General features: G+C 61.2%; 16 protein-coding genes and 2 tRNA genes. 8 read left to right on the top strand and 10 right to left on the bottom strand.

All coding sequences use genetic code 11. From position 1 onward, the window contains the following. Positions 1–44 precede the first annotated feature (44 nt). From tilS to cysS, 4 genes are all read right to left on the bottom strand, one after another. Positions 45–1472 carry a tRNA lysidine(34) synthetase TilS gene (gene tilS / locus F506_RS11065; RefSeq protein WP_053197450.1) on the bottom strand — a complete coding sequence of 476 codons (1428 nt, stop codon included), beginning with the start codon at positions 1470–1472 and terminating at the stop codon, positions 45–47. 180 nt (positions 1473–1652) lie between these two features. Next, positions 1653–2633 carry an acetyl-CoA carboxylase carboxyltransferase subunit alpha gene (locus F506_RS11060; RefSeq protein WP_053197449.1) on the bottom strand — a complete coding sequence of 327 codons (981 nt, stop codon included), beginning with the start codon at positions 2631–2633 and terminating at the stop codon, positions 1653–1655. Between the two features lie 112 nt (positions 2634–2745). Next, the gene (locus tag F506_RS11055; protein WP_053197447.1) at positions 2746–3390 is read right to left on the bottom strand and encodes a DNA-3-methyladenine glycosylase family protein; all 645 of its coding nucleotides are present in this window, start codon (positions 3388–3390) and stop codon (positions 2746–2748) included. Between the two features lie 5 nt (positions 3391–3395). Then, positions 3396–4799 carry a cysteine--tRNA ligase gene (gene cysS, locus F506_RS11050; protein ID WP_053197445.1) on the bottom strand — a complete coding sequence of 468 codons (1404 nt, stop codon included), beginning with the start codon at positions 4797–4799 and terminating at the stop codon, positions 3396–3398. A 205-nt stretch (positions 4800–5004) separates the two neighbouring features. On the opposite strand from cysS, the gene F506_RS11045 reads away from it, so the two are divergent. The 5 genes from F506_RS11045 (at position 5005) to F506_RS11025 (ending at position 9535) form a co-directional block, all read left to right on the top strand. After that, positions 5005–6243: a L,D-transpeptidase Cds6 family protein gene (locus tag F506_RS11045; RefSeq protein ID WP_053197443.1), complete on the top strand. Its 1239-nt coding sequence runs from the start codon at positions 5005–5007 to the stop codon at positions 6241–6243. Then, on the top strand, positions 6243–7499 hold the full coding sequence (locus tag F506_RS11040) for a L,D-transpeptidase family protein (RefSeq protein ID WP_053197441.1): 1257 nt from the start codon (positions 6243–6245) through the stop codon (positions 7497–7499). The genes F506_RS11045 and F506_RS11040 overlap by 1 nt, the downstream gene beginning before the upstream one ends. Positions 7500–7570: 71 nt before the next feature. Continuing rightward, positions 7571–8155, top strand: coding sequence for a peptidylprolyl isomerase (locus F506_RS11035; RefSeq protein WP_053197439.1), 585 nt, complete (start codon positions 7571–7573; stop codon positions 8153–8155). A gap of 73 nt (positions 8156–8228) precedes the next feature. Beyond that, a complete protein-coding gene (locus F506_RS11030) occupies positions 8229–8717 on the top strand; it encodes a peptidylprolyl isomerase (protein WP_053197437.1) in 489 nt (162 codons plus the stop codon). A 23-nt stretch (positions 8718–8740) separates the two neighbouring features. Continuing rightward, positions 8741–9535, top strand: coding sequence for a UDP-2,3-diacylglucosamine diphosphatase (locus F506_RS11025; protein WP_053197435.1), 795 nt, complete (start codon positions 8741–8743; stop codon positions 9533–9535). A 75-nt stretch (positions 9536–9610) separates the two neighbouring features. Here F506_RS11025 and cysE read toward each other — a convergent pair whose 3' ends face one another. The 3 genes from cysE to rnr form a co-directional block, all read right to left on the bottom strand. Then, complete coding sequence (cysE, locus tag F506_RS11020) at positions 9611–10360, bottom strand: serine O-acetyltransferase (RefSeq protein WP_053197432.1); 750 nt, start codon at positions 10358–10360, stop codon at positions 9611–9613. A gap of 150 nt (positions 10361–10510) precedes the next feature. After that, complete coding sequence (rlmB, locus tag F506_RS11015; RefSeq protein WP_053197430.1) at positions 10511–11248, bottom strand: 23S rRNA (guanosine(2251)-2'-O)-methyltransferase RlmB; 738 nt, start codon at positions 11246–11248, stop codon at positions 10511–10513. 68 nt (positions 11249–11316) lie between these two features. Then, the gene (rnr, locus tag F506_RS11010; protein WP_053197428.1) at positions 11317–13797 is read right to left on the bottom strand and encodes a ribonuclease R; all 2481 of its coding nucleotides are present in this window, start codon (positions 13795–13797) and stop codon (positions 11317–11319) included. Between the two features lie 260 nt (positions 13798–14057). Here rnr and F506_RS11005 point away from each other — a divergent pair. Together F506_RS11005 and F506_RS11000 are read left to right on the top strand one after the other, a co-directional pair. Further along, positions 14058–14142 (top strand) — tRNA-Leu (locus tag F506_RS11005). Between the two features lie 241 nt (positions 14143–14383). After that, positions 14384–14468 (top strand) — tRNA-Leu (locus tag F506_RS11000). A gap of 58 nt (positions 14469–14526) precedes the next feature. On the opposite strand, the gene pbpC is transcribed toward F506_RS11000, so the two are convergent. From pbpC to F506_RS10985, 3 genes are all read right to left on the bottom strand, one after another. Next, positions 14527–16734: a penicillin-binding protein 1C gene (gene pbpC, locus F506_RS10995; protein WP_083457754.1), complete on the bottom strand. Its 2208-nt coding sequence runs from the start codon at positions 16732–16734 to the stop codon at positions 14527–14529. Further along, on the bottom strand, positions 16734–22559 hold the full coding sequence (locus tag F506_RS10990) for an alpha-2-macroglobulin family protein (protein WP_053197426.1): 5826 nt from the start codon (positions 22557–22559) through the stop codon (positions 16734–16736). The genes pbpC and F506_RS10990 overlap by 1 nt, the downstream gene beginning before the upstream one ends. Before the next feature lie 122 nt (positions 22560–22681). Continuing rightward, positions 22682–23563, bottom strand: coding sequence for a LysR family transcriptional regulator (locus F506_RS10985; RefSeq protein ID WP_053197424.1), 882 nt, complete (start codon positions 23561–23563; stop codon positions 22682–22684). Between the two features lie 102 nt (positions 23564–23665). On the opposite strand from F506_RS10985, the gene F506_RS10980 reads away from it, so the two are divergent. Continuing rightward, complete coding sequence (locus F506_RS10980) at positions 23666–24850, top strand: MFS transporter (protein ID WP_053197422.1); 1185 nt, start codon at positions 23666–23668, stop codon at positions 24848–24850. Positions 24851–24869: the final 19 nt, after the last annotated feature.

The following is a 24869-nucleotide window of genomic DNA, read 5'->3' as shown; positions in this document are numbered from 1 at the left end:
CAAGCCGTTTTTCATTGCGTCGCTAAGAAACCGGACGCCCGCACTCAACTCAGATCGGCCTGCCAGCGCAAAGCAATCCGGCGCTCATCGCTCTCCTCGCCCGGCTTGGGTTGCGCGTGGCAATCCATGCCGATACCCGCCGCATACAGGATCTGCTCCTGTGCAAAAACAAGCGGCAGATACGGACGTTCCCAGGCTGGAATGTCCATGTTTTGAAAATGATATTTGAGACTCTTGGCCGGGCGATTCCAGGCCAGCCTGACGCGTTCGCCGCCGCTGCGCAAACAGACGGACAAGGCTTGCTCGCGCAGCCATGCGGCGTTAAAACCAATGTCGGAAACCTCGAAAAACAGGCTGCCGGAAAACTGTGGAAAATGCAGCTTCTCTTCACCGCGCCAGGTGAACGGCTGCGGCCCGGTGTTTTCATCGAACGGCGGGCGGCGCGGCGTCAGGAAAACACGGTCGCGATAACGTCGTACGTGACAATCGGGATGCGTCACGCACAGCTGTGCATCGTATTTCGCATCGAGCAACTGCGTGCGCAGTTCGAACAGCCAGGCCGACGAAGGCATGCGCAATCCGCGCAGGCCGAGCCAGTGGCGCAACAGATTGTCGATGCGTTCGGAATCGAGCCGGCGCAATGCCGGCACGCTGAGATATTCCCCTTCCAGGCAAGCGGCGATATCCTGATCCGCCAGCACCGTCAGCAGTCGCTGCGCCGCTTGTGCGTGTCCCGCCGCACGTGCAAAGCGTTCCTGAAAACCGGGGAAGAATTCTGCCAGCACCGGCATCACTTTATGGCGCAAGGCATTGCGTGCATAACGCGTGTCGCTATTGGATTCATCCTCGACGTACGCCACCTGCTCTTGCCGTGCATATTGCTCCAGCTCGCCGCGCGATGCGCCGAGCAAGGGGCGCGCCATCAGCAGGTTGGCGTCGCCGAGCAATTCCGCCGCAACGTTGGCGCCATCCATGCCTGAAATCCCGGCCACACCCGAGCCGCGCAGCATTTGCAGCAGCACCGTTTCGGCCTGATCGTCGAGATGATGCGCGGTCAGCAGCAGGCCTGCGCCATGCTCCCGGCACAGTTGCCCGAGCGCCTGGTAACGCGCCACGCGCGCCGCTTCTTCCACGCCACTCTTGTCCTTCGTCGCCAGTGTCACGTTGCGCGTATCGAAACCGGCGCCGACACGTTCGGATTGCGCGCGGCAATGCGTCTGCCACTGATCCGCATTGGCGCTGATGCCATGATGGATGTGGAAGGCGAACAGCCGTATGCCGCGCTCACGCGCGAATTCGGCGGCGAGATGCAGCAGCACCGACGAATCGAGTCCGCCGCTGTAAGCCACAGCGATGACCGGGAATGCTTCGGCCAGCGTGCGATCGTTGTCGAAGCGATGCGGGATGCTCAGCGCCTCGACGGCCTCGGCGAGTTGTTCTTGCAAGGTGGGGACGGCGCCTGAAGCGGACATGACGATTTTCCTGCGCGTGAGCGATAACGGCTGTTGATGGATGAGACGAACTCCGGCGCCTAGATGACAGCTGCCACCGGCAGCCTGACGCTAAAGAAAATGGCCTCAAACGAGGCCATCTGCAAAAAAAGAACTGTAATCCGGCATCGCAACCTTCACGCAGCGACGCCGGCGGCAGGTTTATTCCTGCGTATTGAGTTCCTTGAACTTGCCGTAGCTCATGAGCTTCTCGTGACGCGCAGCCAGCAGTTCCTTGGTCTTGACGCCCTGGAACTGGCGCAGCGTATCGGCCAGCGCGCGCTTGAGCAGCGAGGCCATTTGCTTGGGATCGCGATGGGCGCCGCCGAGCGGTTCGTTGACGATCTTGTCGATCAGGCCCATGGCCTTGAGCCGATGTGCAGTCAGGCCCAGCGCTTCGGCGGCGTCGGACGCGCGGTCGGCGGTCTTCCACAGGATCGAGGCGCAGCCTTCCGGCGAGATCACCGAATAGGTCGCGTATTGCAGCATCAGCACCGAATCGCCGACGGCAATCGCCAGCGCGCCGCCGGAGCCGCCTTCGCCGATGATGGTGGCGATCAGCGGCACCTTGAGTTCGGCCATGACATAGAGATTGTGGCCGATCGCTTCGGATTGGCCGCGCTCTTCCGCGTCGATGCCGGGGAACGCACCGGGCGTGTCGACAAAGGTGAAGATCGGCAAATTGAATTTTTCGGCGACTTTCATCAGGCGCATGGCCTTGCGATAGCCTTCCGGTTTCGGCATGCCGAAATTGCGCAGCGCGCGTTCCTTGGTATCGCGGCCCTTCTGATGACCGATCACCATGCAGGCCTGGCCATTGAAGCGCGCCAGACCGCCGACGATGGACAGGTCGTCCGCATAGGTGCGATCGCCGTGCAGTTCGTGGAAGTCGGTGAAGATTTCATTCACGTAGTCCATGGTGTACGGACGTTGCGGATGACGGGCGATTTGCGACACTTGCCATGGCGTGAGCTTGGCGTAGATATCCTTGGTCAGTTGCTGGCTCTTCTTGACCAGGCGCTCGATCTCTTCCGAGATATCGACTGCCGAGTCGTCTTGCACAAAGCGCAACTCTTCGATTTTGGCGTCCAGCTCGGCGATTGCCTGCTCGAAACCCAGAAATGTCGTTGTCGACTTGCTCATCGTATTCCTTTACGCATTTTCATGAACAGGCGCGAGTATAACAGCCCGCATGCCTTCTATTCGCATTGCCTCCTTGACAACATTGGTCGCCGAGGGGCAATTTTCTCAATCTTCAGGAGGCGGCGCCATCCAGGCTGCGCCACAGATACCAGGTGGCGACGGTGCGCCACGGCTCCCAGTTCGCGGCGACTTCGCGCGCATCGCTGCGCGATACCGGTTCGCCCGAAAAATAACTGTCGCTGATGCCCTTGAGCAAACCGGGGTCGTCCAGGGGAAGCACATTCGGCCGCAGCAGATTAAATATCAAAAACATCTCGGCTGTCCAGCGGCCGATCCCACGGATTTGCAGCATCTCGGCGATGACGTCTTCGTCTTCCATCTCCGCCCATTTGTCGGGATGGACAGTCTTCGCCTTGAAGTGATTGGCGAGGTCAAGAATGTACTCGGCCTTGCGTTTGGACAGCCCGCAGGCGACAAGATTCTCCGGACCGGCCTTGATGACCTGGGCCGGCATGCATTTCGGGCATGCTTCGAGGAAACGCTGCCAGACGGCCTGGGCGCTCCTGGTGGAAATCTGCTGGCCGATAATGGAACGCGCCAGCGTGGTGAAAGCATCGCCGCGGCCGGTCAGCTGAAGGTCGCCGAATTGCGGAATGAGCTTGCGCATGATGCGGTCGCGCTTCATCAACTCCGCTTTGGCGTCCTCCCAATATGCCGGTACGCTGATCGCCGGATCAGCGGGATTGTTTTTTATCATTCTCGTCAGCCTCGTCGCCACTCGGTCAAACCGCCCGGTTTGTCTTCCAGAATCACGCCGGCCGCAGCGAGTTCGGCGCGGATGCCGTCTGCTTCAGCGAAATTCCTTGCTTGCTTGGCGGCGACGCGCGCCGCGATTTTTGCTTCGATATCTGCTGCGGACAAGCCGGCAGCTTCGCTGCCCTGGCCGCCTTGAAGGAAAGCTTCGGCCGGCCGCTCCAGCAATCCGATCACTCCCGCCAGCGCCTTCAACTGCCGCGCCTGCGCCGGCGACCTGGTCTTGTTGACTTCATTGGCCAGATCGAACAGCACTGCAACCGCCACCGGCGTATTGAAATCGTCGTTCATCGCTTCGGCAAAGCGCTGCGCGTAGACATCGCCCTGATCGACCTCTGCTACCGTACCCGCTTCAACCGGCGCATCTTTCAGTGCCGTATAAAGACGCGTCAAGGCGACGCGGGCGTCGTCCAGATGCGCATCCGAATAATTGAGCGGACTGCGATAGTGCGCGCGCAGAATGAAGAAGCGTACCACTTCAGGATCGTATTTTTTCAGGACATCGCGGATGGTGAAAAAATTTCCCAGCGACTTCGACATCTTTTCATTGTCGACACGGATAAAACCGTTGTGCATCCAATAATTGACGAAGGTGTGCCGATGCGCGCCTTCCGATTGGGCGATTTCGTTTTCATGATGCGGGAATTGCAAGTCCTGTCCGCCGCCATGAATATCGAAATGATCGCCAAGCAAATCACTCGCCATGGCCGAGCATTCGATATGCCAGCCCGGCCGGCCCTTGCCCCAGGGCGAATCCCATTTGACTTCGCCCGGTTCGCTTTCCTTGGCGGCCTTCCACAGCACGAAGTCCAGCGGATCACGCTTGCCGGTATTGACGTCGACGCGCTCGCCGGCGCGCAGGTCGTCGAGCGACTTTCCCGACAACTTGCCGTAGCCGGGAAAGTCACGCACCGAATAATTCACGTCGCCGTCGCTGCCCTGGTAAGCCAGGCCGTTGGTCTGAAGTTTGCTGATCAGGTCCAGCATCTGCGGCACATAGGCCGTGGCTCGCGGCTCATGATCCGGCTTCTGCACGCCGAGCGCGGCGGCATCCTCGTCCATGGCCTTGATGAAACGCTGCGTCAGCTGGCCGATCGATTCGCGATTTTCGATTGCGCGCTGGATGATCTTGTCATCGATGTCGGTGATGTTGCGGACATAAGTCACATCGAAACCTGTCGCGCGCAACCAGCGTTGCACCATGTCGAACACGACCATCACGCGCGCGTGGCCGAGATGGCAGTAGTCGTAGACCGTCATGCCGCATACGTAGAGGCGGACCTTGCCCGGTTCGATTGGGGAAAAAGCCTGCTTATCACGCGCCAGCGTGTTATAGATTTTCAGAGTGCTCATGAATGGGAATATAGGTTCCGGCAATGGTTCGTGTGGTGTTTCAGTGCTGAGCAAGAGGCGCGGGTTGCCATCTGCCGGCACGTTTTCAGTGCGTCCGCGCTTGTTGTTTTATAGCGGTCTACAACATGAATACAACACGATTGCCAAAACCCTTTTTATAGTGCTTCTTTGATAAAATGCGTCTTTTCGTTCGAGTATAGCATTGATGAAAACCATGCCTCTTGCATCCCCGCACACTTATCGCAATGCATTGCGTGGCATTTTGAGCAAGACCGTTATTTTATCCGGCTTGATCGCCGCAATCTACCCGGCGCAGGCCAGCGAAGTTTCGGACATCAGCAAACTCATGCGCAGCGGCCAGTATGCCGACGCCCTGATCAAGACCGATGCGGTTCTTGCCAAGCATCCGCGGGACGCCCAGATGCGTTTCGTGAAGGGCCTGATCCTGGCGGAACAAAACAAGTCCGCTGAAGCCATCGCCATCTTCAGCAAACTGACGGAAGACTTCCCCGACCTGCCGGAGCCATATAACAACCTGGCCGTGCTGTACGCCGCCAATGGTCAATATGACAAGGCCCGCACCACGCTCGACATGGCCATCCGCACCAATCCGACCTACGCCACCGCGCTGGAAAACCTCGGCGACATTTACGCCAAGCTGGCCAGCCAGGCGTACGACAAGGCGCTGCAGATCGATCCCGGCAGCAATGTGCCGCAGCCAAAGCTGACGCTGGTGCGCACGCTGTCAGGCAACATCACCGGCGGCACGATTCCGAAACTGGCGAGCGCCAATACCGCCAACAGCAAGCCGTCGACGCCTGCGGCGCCGGTCGCACCCCCAACTCCGGCACCGACGCCGGCGCCTGCCGCGGAAACCAAGCCGAAGCCGGAACCGAAACCAGAACCTGCAGCGTCGGTGGAAAAACCGAAGCCGACGGAAAAACCGATTGAGAAGCCGGCACCGAAGCCTGCTGAAAAGCCGGTCGAGAAACCGGTTGAAAAACCGGCCGAGAAGCCCGCCGAAAAGCCGAGCAAGGCTGACAAGGCCGCTGAAAAGGCAGACAAGGCCGCCGCCAAGGCCTCCGAATCGGCACGTGAAGAAAAAGACAAGACCGCCGTGCTGGCCGCCGTCAACAACTGGGCCAAGGCCTGGAGCGATATGGACGTAAAGTCTTATCTGGCCGCCTACGGCAGCGATTTCCAGACGCCCAAGGGCGAATCGCGCAAGGAATGGGCTGACGAGCGCCGCGCCCGCATTGAGGAAAAAGGCCATATCACCGTCAAGGTCGAAACGCCGCAAATCGCAATCAAGAACGACACTGCAACGGTCCGCTTCCGTCAGATATATAATTCGAACCGTCTGACAGTTAACAGCCGCAAGACACTGATCCTGACCAAACAGGGCAACAAGTGGCTGATCAAACAGGAGCGCACGGGAGGCTGATGGTTCGTTTTGCTGCAAATACGCGCAAGGGATTGCCCTTGCGATCAGTCCTTGGACGACTGATGCTGAGTTGCCTGGCCTGCGCGCCGGTTGCAACCAGCGTCGCTTCCTCTTCCGCAATTCCGCCGCAAACGCTGCAATCGGAAATCCGCAAGCCAGATCCCGAGGCCTTGCTGATCGAGATCTACAAGGACCTGGGCAACAACCGCCTGCAGGAAGCGCAAGCGAAGGCGGATGCGCTGGTGGCGGCGTATCCCCATTTCCGCCTCGGCCATCTGGTGCGCGGCGACCTGCTGATGATGCACGCGCGTCCGGTCAGGGGCTTCGGCGCGATGGCCGACGCTCCGGCCGACAAGCTCAAGGATTTGCGCGCAGAAGCCATGGTGCGCATCAAGTCGCTGCAGGAGCGTCCCAATCCCAACCTGATTCCCAAGCCGGTGCTGCAAGTCGGCGACGACCAGAAGAACGTGCTGGTGGTCGATACCAGCCGTTCGCGCATGTACGTCTACGAAAATCAGGGCGGCCAGTTGCGCTTCATCACCGACTATTACATTTCGCAAGGCCGCTACGGCGTCAACAAGTCGCGTGAAGGCGACCAGCGTACGCCGATCGGCGTGTATTACGTCAACGCCCGCATTCCCGGCCCCAAGCTGCCCGATTTCTACGGCACCGGCGCGCTGCCGCTCAACTATCCCAATGAATGGGACAAGCGCAACGGCCGCAGCGGCTCGGGCATCTGGCTGCATGGCACGCCGTCCGACAATTTCAGCCGTCCACCACTGTCGTCCGACGGTTGCGTGGTGCTTGCCAATCCCGACCTGCAAAGCCTGTACTCCACCGCCGAAGTCGGCAAGACCGTGGTCGTGATCAGCGACGGCATCCAGTTCGTCAACAAGAGCGAATGGGACAAGGAGCGCGGCTCGGCCGGCAAATTCATGGACCAGTGGCAGCAAGACATGGAAGCCGCGGACGCCGACAAGGTACTGGCCAATTATTCACCGGCCTTCCGCTCCAACCTCGGCGAAAGCCTCAGCACCTGGTTCAGCCGCCAGCAAAAAAACCTGAACGGCGCCCGTCCCTCCAGTGTCAAAGTGCGGGACCTGAGCTTGTATCGCTATCCAGGCAAGGATGAGCTGATCGTCAGTACTTTCATTCAGGAAACTGCCGTCGGCAAGAACAAGAACGCGGTCCGCAAGCGCCAGTACTGGCAAAAAGAAGGATCGCAATGGAAGATCGTCTACGAAGGCACGGCCTGAGCGAATCCGGCCTTCCCTCCCCCGCATTTCAGCCGTCCATTTTCAGTCGTTTTCAAGCAAGGAAGCTCTTCATGATTCAAGCCCTGTCCCGCCGCAAGCTGCTGCAATGCATCGCCGCGATTTCCCTGTCCGGCGCCGCCGTGCTTGCGCATGCCGCCGACGCGCCGCGCGTGCTGCTCAAAACCAGCATGGGCGACATCACGCTGGAACTCGATGCCGACAAGGCGCCTGTCACCGTGGCCAACTTCCTGCAATACGTCAAGAAGGGTCAATACAACGGCACCATCTTCCATCGCGTGATCAAGGGTTTCATGATCCAGGGCGGCGGTTTCGACAAGGACATGCGCGAAAAGCCGACTGACGCGCCGATCAGGAACGAAGCCAAGAACGGCCTGAAAAACGAGGCGTATACTATTGCCATGGCGCGCACCTCGAATCCGCACTCCGCCGCAGCCCAGTTCTTCATCAACGTCAACAACAACCAGCCGCTGGATTATCCCAGCCGCGATGGCTGGGGTTACGCAGTGTTCGGCAAGGTTGTGCAAGGAGCAGACGTGGTCGACAAGATCAAGCAGGTCCGCACCGGCAGCAGCGGCATGTACGACGACGTGCCGGTCACTCCGGTGGTCATCCAGTCGGCCACGCTGGTCAAGTAAGCCGGAGCCGGGCTGCAGCACGCATACCGTATAATTTTTCGCATCATTTCATTTTTCACGCAAAGGAATTCTCATGGCTGTTCTCTTCACTACCAACCACGGCAACTTCACGGTCGAACTGGACGCTGAAAAAGCGCCGAAGACGGTTGAAAACTTCCTGGCTTACGTCAATTCCGGCCATTACAGCGGCACCATTTTCCATCGCGTGATCGACGGCTTCATGATCCAGGGCGGCGGCTTCGAGCCAGGCATGAAGCAAAAGCCGACCAACGACCCGGTCGAAAACGAAGCCAAGAACGGTCTCAAGAACGAGCCGTACACACTGGCCATGGCACGTACATCGGCGCCGCACTCGGCATCGGCCCAGTTCTTCGTCAACGTCAAGAACAACAGTTTCCTCGACTTTCCGGGCCAGGACGGCTGGGGCTATTGCGTATTCGGCAAGGTCACCGACGGCACTGACGTGATCGACAAGATCAAGAACGTCAAGACCACCCGTTCGGGCATGTTCGCCGACGTCCCGGTCGAAGACGTGGTGATCGAAAAGGCTGAAGTGATCTGATCGTCCTGCACCGATCTTCAGTGATGACCGACACTTCATCCGTACAGAAAGCGCAACCCCGGGCGGTTGCGCTTTTTATTTCCGACCTGCACCTGCAGGCCTCGCTGCCGCGCACGACGCAGGCGTTTTTTGATTTCCTGGCTGAGCACGCCGCGTTCACGCAGCAGCTTTACCTGCTGGGCGACATCTTCGAATATTGGGCTGGCGACGACGATCTGGAGACGCCTTACAACCGCACTATCGCCGATGCATTGCGCCAGTTGAGCGAACGCGGCGTGCAGCTGTTCTGGATAGCCGGCAACCGTGATTTCCTGGCCGGACCGGCTTTCGCCGAAGCCGCCGGACTGACCATCTTGGGCGATCCGCATGTCATCCATCTGGCCGGACGCACTATCGCGTTGGCGCATGGCGACGCGCAATGCACCGACGACACGGCTTACATGGCGTTTCGCGCACAGGTGCGGCAACCGGCGTGGCAACAGCAATTCCTGGCCATGCCGCTGGCCCAGCGCAAAGCCATCATCGAAGGCGTGCGCCAGAACAGCAAGGACGCCAACAAGGAAAAATCCAACGAGATCATGGACGTCAATGCCGATGCCATCGCCGCGCTTTACGACAGCACCGGCACGCAGGTGCTGATCCACGGTCACACGCATCGCCCTGCCCTGCATGCCGTACCGGCGAACGGACAGACGCGCTTGCGCTATGTGCTGCCCGATTGGGAGTACGACGTCGAAGCGGCTCGCGGCGGCTGGATCAGCCTGACTGCGGATGGCGTGTTGCATCGCTTCGATGCCGCCGGAGTCGAGATACGTTAAATCACATCCGGCGCAAAGACTGCGCGCCATAAAAAAAGAGGAGCATAAGCTCCTCTTTTTTATTGCTCCTCTTTTTCATTCCACCAGCTTGTTGAGCCGGGCAGGATCGAATTTCTCCAACTCTTCCAGCTTCTCGCATCCGATGCCGGCGCTCTTGAGCGCGGCCAGCATGACCTCGATCTGATGTTCCTGTGCGGCAGCCTGATCGATCAGACCGTGCAGGGCTTTCGACAAGGGGTCGTCGCCATTCGGCGTGACGCCATAGGCGGCGAACATCCGCGCGGCGGCATGCTCGCGTGGATCCGGCACTTCCTTGCGCACGACGCGCGCCGGATTGCCGATCGCCGTGGCGCCCGGAGGTACTTCCTTGACCACGACGGCATTGGAGCCGACCTTGGCGCCGTCGCCGACGGTGAAGCCGCCGAGGACTTGCGCACCAGCGCCGATGATGACGCCGCGTCCCAGTGTCGGGTGGCGTTTTGCGCCCTTGTTGAGAGAAGTCCCACCGAGCGTGACGCCCTGGTAAATCGTACAGTCGTCGCCGATTTCCGCCGTTTCACCGATCACCACGCCGAAGCCGTGGTCGATGAAAACCCGGCGGCCGATGGTGGCGCCCGGATGGATTTCGATGCCGGTGAACCAGCGCGCCAGCTGCGAGATGAAACGTCCCAGCCACTTCAGGCCGATCATCCAGCACTTGTTCGCGACACGATGCAACACCACTGCGTGCAGGCCCGGGTAACAGGTCAGGACTTCCCAGGCGTTGCGCGCTGCAGGATCGCGTTCGATGATGCTGGAGATGTCTTCTCGGAGTCGGCTGAACATATTTTCGGTGTCAATGCGGAAGGTGCAATCTTAATCGTTTACCGTCAGTCTTGCCGAACGGGCGTCGGCTTTCCTGGCATCAATAACGGGATCACACGGAGGCAGTACAGAGGAAGAATTGCCTGCCGGGATCCCGGCAGGCGCCCAAAACTACTTGGGCAGACGCTGCCGGCGCGCTTCGTACAGACAGACGCCGGAAGCGACGGAAACGTTCAGGCTCTCGACCGAGCCGAACATCGGAATGCTGACCAGCAAATCGCAGGTTTCACGCGTCAGGCGACGCATGCCTTCGCCCTCCGAGCCCATCACGAGCGCAGTGGGGCCGGAGAAATCGCCGGCGTACAGGTCTTTTTCGGCGTCATCGGTGGTGCCGATCAGCCAGACGCCGCGATCCTTGAGGTCACGCATGGTGCGCGCCAGATTGGTCACGGTGATGTAGGGGACGGTTTCGGCGGCGCCACTGGCGACCTTGGCGGCCGTGGCGTTGAGGCCGACTGCACGGTCCTTCGGCGCAATCACGGCATGTGCGCCGGCGCCGTCCGCCACCCGCAGGCAGGCGCCGAGATTGTGCGGATCGGTAATGCCGTCGAGGATCAGCAGCAAAGGCGGACCTTCGATGGCGTCGAGCAACTCGTCGAGATTGCGCGCCAGCGACAGCTCGCCGGCCTTGGCCACCACCCCCTGGTGACGGCGCGTGCCGACAATGTTCGACAGGCGCTGGTCGTCCGCCTGGATGATGCGCACGCCTGCCGCCTTGGCCGCATGCAGCAGGTCGCGCATGCGGGCGTCATTGCGGTCCGCATCAACGTACAACTCTTCCACCGACGACGCCTCGTGACGAATCCGCGAGGTGACGGCGTGGAAACCAAAAATCATTTTACTTTTCATGTGCTCTACTTCTTGCCTTATCTTGCCAAATTGCTGATTACTTCAATTCCGGATCGTCCGACGCCGGATCAGCGCTTTTTCTTGCTGGGACGGGAAAAACTTTTCGCCGGACGCTTGCGCTCCGACTCAGCCACACCCTTGGCGGCGCCGCTGCGCGCGGCGGTCTTGCCTTTGCCGGCAGCCTTGCCAGCCTTCGCTGGTGCTGTAGCCACAGGGGCGGCTTTCTTGGCGGCGCCGGATTTCGCACCGGAACCACCCTTGCTGCGCGCCTGCTGGGCGCTTTCAGCGCGACGCGCCTCATTCTTGAGAATGGTGCGGATGCCCGGCTCGGTCACCAGCCGCAAGTCGATCTTGCGCGCATCAAGGTCGACGCGGCTGACCTGCACCGTAACGCGATCGGTGAGCTGATAACGGATGCCGGTGCGTTCCCCGCGCAATTCATGGCGCGCTTCGTCGTACTGGAAGTAATCCGCGCCCAGCTCGGTGACATGCACCATGCCTTCGATATACAGCGCGTCCAACTGCACGAAGATACCGAAGGTGGCAACGCCGGAAATCGTACCCGTGAACTCCTCACCCAGCTTGTCGCGGATGAAGTAGCACTTGAGCCATGCCTCGACATCGCGCGATGCTTCGTCGGCGCGGCGTTCGTTGGCGGAACAGTGGATGCCGAGCGCTTCCCAGATGGCGATGCTGCTTTCCGATTTCTTCTTGCCGTTGGCGCGATCCACGGCCTGCGCCTTGCGTGCGGCCGGCGACAGCATCGTATTGAGCACGCTGGTGTCGAGCCCCTTGGGGTCGTAGCGCTTGCCGAGCAGGATCGCCTTGATGGCGCGATGCGTCAGCAGGTCGGGATAGCGCCGGATCGGGCTGGTGAAGTGGGCGTAAGACTCATACGACAAACCAAAGTGGCCGATGTTTTCCGGGCTGTAGACGGCTTGTTGCATGGACCGCAGCAGCATGGTCTGGATCAGCAAGGCATCGGGACGCGCTTTGATCTTCGGCATCAATTCGGCGTAATCGGACGCGCTCGGCTTGTCGCCGCCGTTGAGATTGAGGCCGATCTGCTTGAGGAAAGTGCGCAGCTGGTTGAGTTTTTCCTTGGTCGGTCCCGCGTGGACGCGGTACAGGCCCGGATGCTCATGCCGCTGCAGCAAGTCGGCGGCGCAGACGTTGGCCGCCAGCATGCATTCTTCGATCAGGCGGTGCGCGTCGTTGCGTGTGCGCGGCAGGATCTTTTCGATCTTGCCGGCGGCGTTGCAGACGATATAGGTTTCGGTGGTTTCGAAGTCGATCGCCCCGCGCGCATGCCGTGCCTGCAGCAAGGCCTGGAACACTTCGTACAGGTGCAGCAGATGCGGCACCAGGCCGGCGCGCTTGGCGGCTTCCGGGCCCTTGGTGTTGGCCAGCACGGCCGCGACTTCGGTATAAGTCAGGCGCGCGGCCGAATGGATCACCGCAGGATAGAACTGGTATGCCTTGATCTCGCCCTTGGCCGTGATGACGGCGTCGCAGACGAGAGTGAGACGATCGACATCGGGATTGAGCGAACACAGGCCGTTAGACAATTTCTCCGGCAGCATCGGAATCACGCGACGCGGGAAATACACCGAGGTGCTGCGCTCCAGCGCATCGACGTCAAGCGCATCGTTGGGCTTCACGTAATGGCTGACATCGGCGATCGCGACAATCAGGCGGTAACCGTTGGAGCGGCCGATCTTGACCGGTTCGCAATACACCGCATCGTCGAAGTCGCGCGCATCTTCGCCGTCAATGGTGACCAGCGGCACGTCGCGCAAATCGACGCGGTCGTCGAGGTCGGCAGCGCGGACTTCGCTCGGCAGTTTCGACGCCAGCTTCTTGGCGGCTTCGGAGAATTCATGCGGGACGCCGTATTTGCGCACGGCGATTTCGATTTCCATTCCCGGATCGTCGATATCGCCGAGGATTTCGGCGATCTTGCCGACAGGTTGCGTATAGCGCGAAGGCTGTTCCGTCAGCTCGACGCTGACCACCTGGCCGGCCTTGGCCTTGCCCGGCGAGCCCGCGAGGATCACATCCTGGCCTATGCGCTTGTCTTCCGGCGCCACCACCCAGACGCCGTTCTCGTTGAGCAGGCGACCGATGACGTGGGTATTCGCGCGCGACACCACTTCGACGATGGTGCCTTCCGGACGGCCGCGGCGATCGGTGCCGATGATGCGTGCCTGGACGCGGTCGCCGTGCAAGACCTTCTGCATTTCTTTCTCGGGCAGGAAGATATCGGCGCTGCCGTCTTCCGGCAACAGGAAGCCGAAACCGTCGCGGTGACTGCTGACGCGCCCTTCGATGAAACTATCGGAATGCGTGAGCTGGTAGTTGCCGGAGCGGTCGGGCTTGATCTGGCCATCGCGCTCCATCGCGTTCAGCCGGCGCGTCAGGCCATCCATTTCTTCAGGCTTGACGCTGAGCGCAGCGGCCAGTGTCATCGTGTTTTGCGCACCGGAAGAGGTACGCAGGATGCCGAGAATTTCCTCACGGCTGGGGATGGAATAGGGAAATTGGCTCAAAAGTATATTCGCGTAAATTGTTATTCGTCAGCAGCGCCCGGCGAATTACCTGACGCGCTGTTGGAATACCGTCGGCCGGGCTATATGGCACGGCGCAACATGCCCTAGTGTAACGGAGGTTGCGGCTATTTGCCTAACGTGGGGCGGCGAAAGGCTACCGCGCGGAATGTCGCAGGAAATAATTCCGGCATATGCTCCGAAGTGATTGACATCCCCAGAAATTGCGCTATAATCTCGTTCTTTCGCTTTTACAGCGTGAAGCCCACGTGGCGGAATTGGTAGACGCGCATGGTTCAGGTCCATGTGCCGCAAGGTGTGGGGGTTCGAGTCCCTCCGTGGGCACCAAAACATAAAAGGCTGGTTGATGAAAATCAACCAGCCTTTTGCGTTTTTCGGGCCATTAAAATTCCTGTCCTTATCCCGCAATCCCCGACCGCAAATCCGTCCTTCGTGCACGACATTTCGTTCGCCACCATCGCCTTCAAATCACCAGAATTTTCCCGCATTATTTTGTTGACCGTCAGACACAATGCCAGTATTATTCAGCCCTTCTAAGCGCTGCACAGATTATGTGACAACGTTTCAGGCCCACGTGGCGGAATTGGTAGACGCGCATGGTTCAGGTCCATGTGCCGCAAGGTGTGGGGGTTCGAGTCCCTCCGTGGGCACCAAAATATTAAAGGCTGATCGATGAAAATCGATCGGCCTTTTGTATTTTCAAGTCCCTTTTTACTTTGCGGCAGCGCCCTTCACCTTCACCGCCTTGCCCTCGGGCGGTCGCACCAGCGCCCCGCGCACTTCGAACTGCAGCTGGTCGAGCACCACGCCATTGACGTCCTGCAATACCAGCTTGTGCCTGCCCGGCCACGGCATCCAGTCGTAGCCAAGATCACCAGTGCTCTTTCCTGCCGTCCGCACCAGCGGCTTGCCGTCGAGCACCCAGCTTCCCTGCTTCAGGCCCTGCGCGCTGAAGCGCAAACGCTGGTGCGCGGGCGGGATATCGGGATCGATCGCCACCAGCATGCCGGGCGTCGGATAAGAAATGGCCGGCGCAATGCCGTTGGACTTGGCCACCCGCAGCAAGGACTGCTGCGTGCCGGGCAGAAAATACTCGGTGCGCGCCGCCTCAAGCTGGTTCTCGAACTGCACCGGCTGTGCGATCACCGACGCGGGCCTGGCCGGTTCCTGCGAACCCGATTGCCGGTGCAGGTACTGCATCACCTCCTGCCACACCGGCGCCGCCCCCGTGACACCCGACACGTCCCACATCGGTGCGCCGGACGCGTTGCCGACCCACACCCCGACCGTATAACGCGAAGAGAAGCCGACGCACCAGTTGTCGCGCATGTCCTTCGACGTGCCGGTCTTGACCGCGGTCCAGATGCGCGTCGACAAGGCGTTCTCCAGACCGAAGGTGCGCGCCCGCGCGCTACGGTCCGACAGGATGTCGCCGACGATGAACGATGCGCTGCCGTCCATCGCCTGCTGATAGACCGCGCGCGGATCGCTCATGGCGGTGCGCACGCTGCTGTAGCGTCCCTGGTTGGCCAGCGCGCGGTAAGCATTGGTGAGCGACAACAGGCTGACGTCGGCGCTGCCCAGCGCCAGGCTGTAGCCGTAATAGTCGCCAGACTCGCGCAGGTTGAAACCGAGCGATTGCAAGCGCCGGAAAAATCTCTCCGGCGTCACCGTCACCAGCGTGCGCACGGCGGGAATGTTCAGCGACGAGCCGAGCGCGGTGCGCATGCTGACCAGCCCCTTGAACTGCTTGTCGTAATTTTGAGGAATGTAGAGCCCGGCGGAAGTGGCCAGATTGACCGGAGAATCGTCGAGCAGCGAGGCGGCCGTCAGCCACTTCTTCTCGATCGCCAGTTCATACAGAAATGGCTTCAGCGTCGAACCGGCCTGGCGCAATGCCTGCACGCCATCGACCTGCGCTGCGCCGGAGAGCGAACCGCTGGAGCCGACCCAGGCAAGCACGTCGCCGCTGGCGTTGTCGATCACGACCACCGCACCGTCTTCGATGTTGCGCTCGACCAGCGCCGATAATTGCTGGCGCAACGCATCGCTGGCAAAGCGCTGGGTCGCTGCGTCCAGGGTCGAACGGATCGTCTTGCCGGCATCCTTGAGCAGCTTGCGTCCAAGATGCGGCGCCAGTTGTGGTGCCGTCGCGGCACCGCTGACTTCACCCTTCGCCGTCGCCCGCGCCAACACCAGTTCGGTACGGCCCTGCAAGCCGTTGCATTCCTGCGGCGCCTGCTGCTCCTTCAAGATCGCGCAGGCGCGTTCGGATACCTTCGCCGGCCTGGCGTTGGGTGCGCGAATCAGCGCCACGGCAATCGCCGCTTCGCTCTGGTTCAGGCCGCTCGGATGCTTGCCGAACAACACGCGCGACAAGGCATGCACGCCGACCAGCTCTCCGCGAAAACTGACCAGGTTGAGATAGGCTTCCAGTATCTGGTCCTTGCGCCAGTTGCGTTCCAGCGATTGCGCAATGAACACTTGTGACACTTTCTGCGTCATTGAACGCGCCGACGACTTGCGCCGCAAGTCGTCGTAAATCAAACCCGCCAGCTGCATCGTGATGGTCGATGCACCGCGCGTCCGGGTATTCCACAAATTCCCCCAAGCAGATGCCGCGACGGCGTTCCAGTCGACGCCGCTGTGCTGATAGAAGCGCCGGTCTTCCGACGCGATCAGCGCATTGCGCAGCGCCGGCGAGATGTCTTCCAATGCAATCCACGACAACCGGCGTTCATTGGGGTTGAGCCGCAACTGCTGGATCAGTTCGCCGTGACGGTCGACCATCGACGCCTCCGACGAGCGGAACGACTGCTGCACTTCGGCGAAGCCGGGAACGGCCAGCACGATGCCCGGCACTCCCAGCAGAAACGCCGCCGACACCGCCACCATATGCCGTCGCAGATTGACGTTCATCACTGTGCCTTGATGCTCATCCTGGCGTTCGGGATTTCACCGAACATTTCCGGCGCATACATTGCCTCGACACGCGTCGGCGGCAAACTGAACTCGCCGGCGTTGTTCAGGCGCACCGTATAGGAAATGCTCGAGCGTCCCTTCGGCATGCGCTCGTAATACGCGCGATAGCCTTCAAAGCTGCGCTCTTCATACGCCAGCCATGCACTGCCGCGCGAGCGGCCGTCGTCCTCGCCGCTGCGCGTGATCGCGGAATCGCGCGCCAGTCCCGAACCAAGCAGGCTAGCACCGCCCGGAATCGGATCGCTCAGCACCACCCAGGTCATGTCGGTCTGCGCATCGACGTCCAGCGTCACGCGCAAGACATCGCCGCGGCTGTAGACGCCCTGCTGCTTCTGCTCGACCGCGACGACTGTTTTCGTGATCCGGTAGCCGCTCGAGAACGGCGTCTTCAACGGCACCGCTGCCAGGCTTTGCATCGTGATCCACGGCTTGCCGCTGCCTTCCTGCGAGAACTTCAACGTGCCCGGCGGCGGCGTACCCCACGGCAGTTGCAACTTGCCGCCGACGGCGCCCGCACCGCTCCACGCATGCGCATTGCTACCCGCGTCAGACACCACGCGCGTCGTGCCGGTGACCTTCTCCGCCTCAAAGGCGCGGCTGAATTTTTCCAGCGCCAGGCTGCCCCAGACGTTGGCCGTGGTGGTGTTCCAATGGCCGCGCTGCTGGCGCTGGATGGCGCCGCTGATCAGCTTGGGCATGTCTTCGCGCCACGCCGGATTGTTCAGCATGGTCAGCACCAGCCGGTTGGCGTTGCTGTCGCCGCTTGCCATCAGCCACCACCAATAGTCGCCCGCCTCATCCGAGAAGCCCATGCGCGTGCCCTGGTAGTTCAGGCGCGAACGGATGATCTGATCGGCTTCGGCCAGGCGCTTGTCGCGCTCGGGAATCGTCGCCACGCGCTGCAGGATCGCCATCCAGTCCAGCACCGCCGACGTCGGCCACAGGTTCGGATTGATCTGCACCGAACCGAGCATCGACGGCTGCACGCGATGGTAGCGCGACAGCGCCTCCAGCGCGGCCAGCTTGCGTACATCCAGATCCTTTTTCGGCGACCAGAAATCGCGCGTGAGCTTGCCTTCGACGAAGGCGGCAAGACCATCCAGCATCTTGTCGCGACTCTGCGCCGGCAAGACGTAGGCCACTTCATTGGACGCCGCCAGCAGATACGCGGTCAGCGTGTCGCTGCCGCGCCGCGCATTGGATTCGCTCGGCGGGAAGTAATACGCCAGGCCGTCGGCATCCAGATAGGTCGGCAAGTCGGCGACGATCTTTTGCCACAAGGCCTCATCGCGCAGGCCGATCGCCTTCGACGTCCTTTGCTCGAGGCAGGCAAACGGATAGTCGGCGAAATACTTGCGGATGCCTTCACTGCCGCCGGCCAGAGACGGCTTGAGCGAAATGTTCAGGCCGCCGCGTCCCGGCAGGCTGTCGGCTGGCTGCGCCACGCTCATCGACGATGCCTTGTCGAGCTGGAACAGCGTGGCCTGCTGCACCGTTACCGGTATCGCCGGCAAGACGCGCTGCACGAACCTGATGCTGTCTTTGGCCGGCGATGCCGATTGTTCCTGTGCGCCGATCTCCCAGCTCAGTTGCGAAACATCTGCAGGCACCGCCACCGGCCACGCGACTTCGCGTGCTTCACCGGCGGGAATGGCGACATCCTTGTCCGGCAGGGCAATCGTGGCCGCCGGAGTGGCGCTGCTCGCTTTCGCATTCAGGCGAATCTGCATCGCCCGCGTCGTGGTGTTGCGCACCGTGACCATCGCGCTGAACTGATCGCCTTCGCGCACCAGCGGCGGCAGGCCGGAGATCACCTGCACATCCTGCGACGAACGGATGCTGGCCGAGCCGGTGCCGAACAGGCCGGCGCCGCTTTCGGCAACCGCGACGATGCGAAACGCCGTCAGCGAATCGTTGAGCGGCACGTCGATCTGCGCCCTGCCGTTGGCGTCGAGCACGATGTAAGGCTTCCACAGCAACAGCGTGTCGAACAATTCGCGCGTCGGCGATTTTCCGCCACCGCCGCCGGCCGGCGTGGCCTTCTTGCCGTAGTGGCGTTTGCCGATCACCTGCATTTGCGCGGTTGCGGTTTCAATACCGTAGCTGCGCCGCTGCAGCATCGCGGAAAGCAGATTCCAGCTGTTGTTCGGCTGCAGTTCCAGCAAGGCCTCATCCACCGCGGCCAGCGCAATTTCCGCCCCTGCGGCGGGCTTGCCGTCGGGCTGCGTCACCTGCACATTGACCTTGGCGACCGAACGGATCGGATAGCTGGCCTTGTCAGCGGTCACGGCGACCTTGAGCACATGGGCGCCGCTGCCGACGGCGATTTCGGCGACGCCGAATTTGTAGGCCGGCTTGGCCAGATCGACCATGGTGCCGGGCGCCTGATACTCCTTGAATTCATGCCACCAGTTGATCGGTTCTTTCCAGCCCCAGGTGAAGAAGGAATACCACGGTACTTCGCGCATGCGGCCGCGCACGGCCAGCACCGATACATACACGTTCGGCGCGAAACCGCCCTTGACCGGCAGGCTGATGGTCGGATCCTGCCCGCTCAACTGCACCACCTGGGTGTCGATGATGCCTTCGCGCTCCACGGCAACCAGAGCCGTTGCATAGCGGAATGGCATGCGCACCTGAAACTTCGCAATTTCACCGGGCTGGTAGGTTTTCTTCTCGGGAAGGATGTCGATGCGATCCTGGTTTTCACCATCGAACCACAGCTCGCCCTGGCGCGTGACCCATACCGAAGTCTTCGCGTAGGAAGCATTGCCGTTGGCGTCCTTGCCGCTGGCGGTCAGCTCGACGTTGCCCGCTTCCGTCAACGACACTTCGCAGATCAGCACGCCGTGCTTGTCGGTCTTGCCCGAGCACAGCGTGCCGAGGTTTTGCGACGAGCGCGTGTTTTCATAGGCATAGAAGCCGCCGACCATGCGCTTGCGGTGCGAATTGGTCTGCTTGCTTTCGCCGCTGATTTCCACCGGAACGTCGGCTTGCGGCTGGCCGGCGGCATTGAGCGCCACCATGGTCAGCGCCAGTTTCTTTTTCACCGATACCCAGTCGCCGCCCTTGATGCCGATGACGACCGCCGACGGCCATATCGCCGTGACATTCGAGACCGTCTGGATCTCGCCATTCGGATCGCTGTAGGTCATCTCGGTCAGTAGCTCGCGCGGCGTCCTGACGACGGGCAGTGACTTGACCGTGGTGCGCCCGGCGCCGTTCTTGTCGAGCGTCACCGGCAACTTGTCGGCGACGATTTTCTGGTCGTCGTTGCCGGCGCCGTCTTCACCCGAACTTCCGGCATCGAAGGAATAGCCTTCATACGCGGGGAAGCTGACCGGCTTCGCGCGCATCAGGCTGGTGACCCGCACGGTCTGCCCTGAGGCGCCGCCGCCGTTGATGTAGTTCAGCTGAACGTCGAGCGGCACTTCCTTCGGCGCCACCAGGGCGTCGCCCTTGCCTTTGCCGGTCACCGGCGTGATGCGTCCCTGCATCAGCGGCAGGCGGAATTCTTCGACGCGGAAGCTGCCGCTGCTATAGGTGCCGGCGCCATAGCCGCTCTCGTCGGAGTCGCCGTCGGCGGCGCCTTCGACGCTACCCTTAGCCGCGCCTCGATCAAGCAAGACTTCGTAGCTGCCGAGCTTGGCTTCCTTGGGAATCGCGAAGACAGTCTCCGCGTTTTTCTGATTGCGCCAGTTCAGCGCGAACTGAAATTCCTGCCCGCTGCCCTGATGAATGATGCGCACGCGCGTCGGCAACTTGTCTTTGCCGGCCAGCGCAAATCCGTTCATGCTCTCCAGCCGGAACTCGTGTTTCATCGATACCGTTTCACCGGCGCGGAACAAGGTGCGGTCGAAGATCGTATGGGCGCGAGCGCTGGAGCTTGCCGAGCGATCCGTCGGCAGGTTGAAGCGCCACGATTCGATGCCGTCGTTCCACGAAGTCAGCGCAAAGGCCATGTCGGCGCGTCCCTTTTCATCGGTCTTGCGCGCACTGACGAACAGACCGTTGATGGCGCCGTCCTGATTCTGCCCCATGGCGCAGACATCTTCGAGCGGCTTGCCGATCGTCGCCACGCCGATGGCGTTGGTCTTGCCGCGCCAGATTTCATCGCCCTTGCAATTGGAAACGCGCACCTCGGCGTCGGCTACCGGCTTGGCGGTATCGAGCGTGGTCACCCAGACCGCATTGTTTTCGCGGCCCAGCTTGACGTGGACCGACAGGTTGGTCACCAGCGTGCTGGTGCGCACATACATTGGCGCCGGCTTGCCGAGCAGCGAGGCGCCGAGTTTCTGCGATTCCAGTTCGATCACGTAAAAACCGGGATCCTTCAGCGGGATGCCGACCACTTCAAACGGCCGTTCCCCATCCTTGGCGTCGGACAGAGCCGGCAGGTTCAGCGTCTTCACGCCTGGCTCCTTGGCCAGCAAGCCGATCGCGCGCGTGTCGGGCGTCTTGCCGGAGGTATCGCCCCAGCGCTCATGGTAGCGATTGAGGCGCGTGAGCCATGCGATCACCCCCTTGTCGCCGTCAACCTTGAGATTGGCGACCTTGCCCGGCAAGGCCTTGCCGTCGACGCCGCGCGCCAGCAGATCGGCTTCGACGCGACGCAGGGTCACCGGCAAGGTGGCGTCGGCGTTCAGTTCGATGATGCCGAACGGCGCGGCCGGAAACTTCGCCAGCGGCGGATAGCCGGCGGTGCGCGACTTCAGCGGAAACGCGGAAGCATTGCTCAGCGTACGGCCGCTCTCATCCTTGAAGCCGGACGGCAGATTGATGGTGAATTCACCGTTCTCGGGGAACGGCGGTTTGAAGGTCAGGCCGTAGACGGTTTCATCGGTGTTGCCTTTTTCAAAGAAGGGCTTGAGCTTGCCGCTGCTGCTCTTGAGCTCCACGGCTTCGGCCAGCTTGCGCGGCACCGGCGACGAAAACGACATGGTCACGGGACGGATCGGCGAACAGGCGGCGTTGGCGTTTTCACGCTCGCAACTGAGGCTCGCGGTGAACTCCTTGCGCACCTTGAACTTGAAGGTCTGCGGCATCGTTGTCGCGATACCGTTCGGCGTGGCGATGCCCTTGTCCCAGGTCAGCCGGACCGTGGCGTCGTTGGGCAGGCGCTGCTGGCACTGCACGATGGTGACGGTGGCAGGATCAATCTTTTTGGCGAACTCCTGCAGCAATTGCTTGCGCGTGGCGTCGGCGACGAACTTGACCGGGATGCGCTCATGCACGCCTTCGGCTTCGCAATACAGATGGTCACGCACGGTGTCCTGGTTGGCGGCGCCGTTCTGGAACAGGATGAAGGCCTGTTCTTCTTCGATCTCTTCGCCGCTTGGCATGTGGCGTATCACCGCCGGACCGCCGGTGTTGAACCTGAACACGCTCTTGCCGCCCAGTGCTGCCCCGGACACGGCCTTGACGCCGGGCTTCAAGGTGAAGGAGCAACGAGTGCCCGGCGGCAGGTCGCGCTCAAAATCGTAGACCCAGTTCTTGCCGTCGGCCCAGCGCGAAGTGCCGGCCACAGGGCAATCGACGTCGAATGGCGCCGCCGCCTTGGGATCGCCGAACTTGATCATCGGCTCGGAAAAACTGGCGCGCGCTTGACGGATCTGGGCCACCTCTCCTTGCGGTGAAAACCCGGTGATGCCGGCGGCGAAGGCCGACGACGAAAAGAGTGTCAATACGGTCAATGCGGTCAATGCAGCCAAAGCCAATTGCAGTGGCGAGATCCAACGCGCGGTCCGGGAAATCAGGGGCATGCTTGCTCCGTTATATTTTTAATCAGTGTTAAGCAATTTTGCAGCGACGCCTCATGATGGCGAATCGTCGTGACACGATCAAGACAATTGATGCATGGAATGGTTCTCCTCTGAAGCCGACACTACAGTTTGCATTGCAAAAAATCGAGGAAGCAGCTGATACGTCGCGAGATCCGGGTATTCCGGTAGTACACAGCATGGATCTGCTGGCGGAACGCGCTGTGCGACTTTTCCAGCACGCGCACCAGCCGCCCTTCGGCGACATCGGCGTCCGACATGAAATTGGACAAACAGGCGATGCCTTGCCCATGGATGGCAAGCTGCCGGATGGTCTCGCCGCTGGAGGCGCGGAACGCCGGCCGGATCTGGTAGCGGTCGCCGTCTTCATGCTGCAACGGCCAGTTATTGAGCCCTTCCGGCTGCGTGAAACCGATCAGTTGATGCTTGTCGAGGTCCTTGACGGTCTTCGGCGCACCGTGACGCCGCAGGTACTCCGGGCTGGCCAGCAATTGCAGCCGGGCCGAGGTCAGCGGCTTGGCGTGCAGCGTGGAATCCTGCAGCTCGCCGATGCGGATCGCGATGTCGGTGCGCTGCTCGACCAGATCGATGAAGCGGTCGTTGGTGGTCAGGTCCAGTTCGATATCGGGATAGGCCTCGCGGAAGGCGCCCACATGCGGCACGATACAGTGCAGCATGAACGGCGCCGAGGCATCCACGCGCAGCTTGCCGACCGGTTTCTGGCTGCGGATGCGGATCGATTCTTCGGCGCGTTCCATGGCGGCGACGATCTCGCGCGCCTGCTCCAGAAACACTTGCCCCTCTTCCGTCAGGTCCATGCGTCGCGTGGTGCGCGTGAGCAGGCTGGTGCCCAGTTTTTCTTCCAGGCGCGTCAGGGCCCGGCTCACGCCTGAGGTGGTCTGCTCCAGCACTTCGGCGGCGGCGCTCAGGCTGCCGGCCTCGACCACCGCGATAAAGATCCGCATTTCATCCGATTGCATGGCCATTGTTGACTCCAATTCAAATATTTTTTGATTTTAACTGTATTTTTCTCAACAAAGATAGGCTTCACAATGCCATACGTCAAACAAACCTCAGGGAGTTGAATCATGCCGATTGCTTTATGGGCGCTGGCCATCAGCGCATTTGCGATAGGAACCACCGAATTCGTGATTATGGGCCTGCTGCCCGAAGTCGCCGCCAATCTGGGCACGACATTGTCCTCGGCCGGCCTGCTGGTCACCGGTTACGCGCTCGGCGTGTTCGTCGGCGCTCCGCTGGTCACCGCCACCACCGGCAAACTGCCGCGCAAGACTTTGCTGGTCAGCCTGATGGTGCTGTTCGTCATCGGCAACGTCGGCTGTGCAATCGCACCGGATTACGCCACGCTGATGATTTCGCGCATCGTCGCTTCGTTCTCGCATGGCGCCTTCTTCGGCGTCGGCTCCGTGGTCGCCACCGGCCTGGTGCCGAAAGAAAAGCAGGCTTCCGCGATCGCCCTGATGTTCACCGGCCTGACCGTGGCCAACGTGCTGGGCGTGCCGTTCGGCACATGGCTGGGCCAGGCTTACGGTTGGCGCTCGACTTTCTGGGCAGTCAGCGCTATCGGCGTCGTGGCCTTGCTGGCGACCGCTTATCTGGTGCCGCGTTCGGATGACCGGCAGGATGCCGACTTCCGCAGCGAACTGCGCGTGCTGGGCCGTCCGCAAGTACTGCTCGGCTTGCTGATGACGGTGCTGGGCTTCGGCGGCGTCTTTGCGGCATTCACCTACATCGCGCCGATCCTGACCGACATCACCGGCTTCCAAGCCGGCGCCGTATCGCCGATCCTGTTGCTGTTCGGCGTCGGCCTGGTGGGCGGCAATCTGCTGGGAGGCAAGTTCGCCGACAAGTACCTGATGCCGACACTGGTGGTCAGCCTGGTGCTGCTGGCCGGCGTGCTGGTGCTGTTTTCATTCACCAGTCATTACAAACTGGCCGCCGTGATCACCGTCGGCCTGCTGGGAGCCGCCGCCTTCGCCACCGTGCCACCGCTGCAAATGCGCGTACTGGAAAAAGCCACCGGCGCGCCCAACCTGGCGTCCTCCGTCAACATCGCCGCCTTCAATCTGGGCAACGCCCTGGGCGCATGGCTGGGCGGCGTGACCATCGACCACGGTCCCGGCCTGCATGCAGTGTCGCTGGTCGCAGCAGTGATCACGGCAGGCGGCCTGGTGGTGGCGCTGGTCAGCTGGAAGCTGGACCGCAAAATCGCTCCTTCCGTTGCACTGAAAGCCGTCAACGAAGCTTGCTGAGCCGCGTCCCCTTCACTCT

The sequence above is a fragment of the Herbaspirillum hiltneri N3 genome, assembly GCF_001267925.1.
GTDB classification, from domain to species: domain Bacteria; phylum Pseudomonadota; class Gammaproteobacteria; order Burkholderiales; family Burkholderiaceae_D; genus Herbaspirillum; species Herbaspirillum hiltneri.
This window is presented reverse-complemented; position numbering and strand designations above follow the sequence as displayed.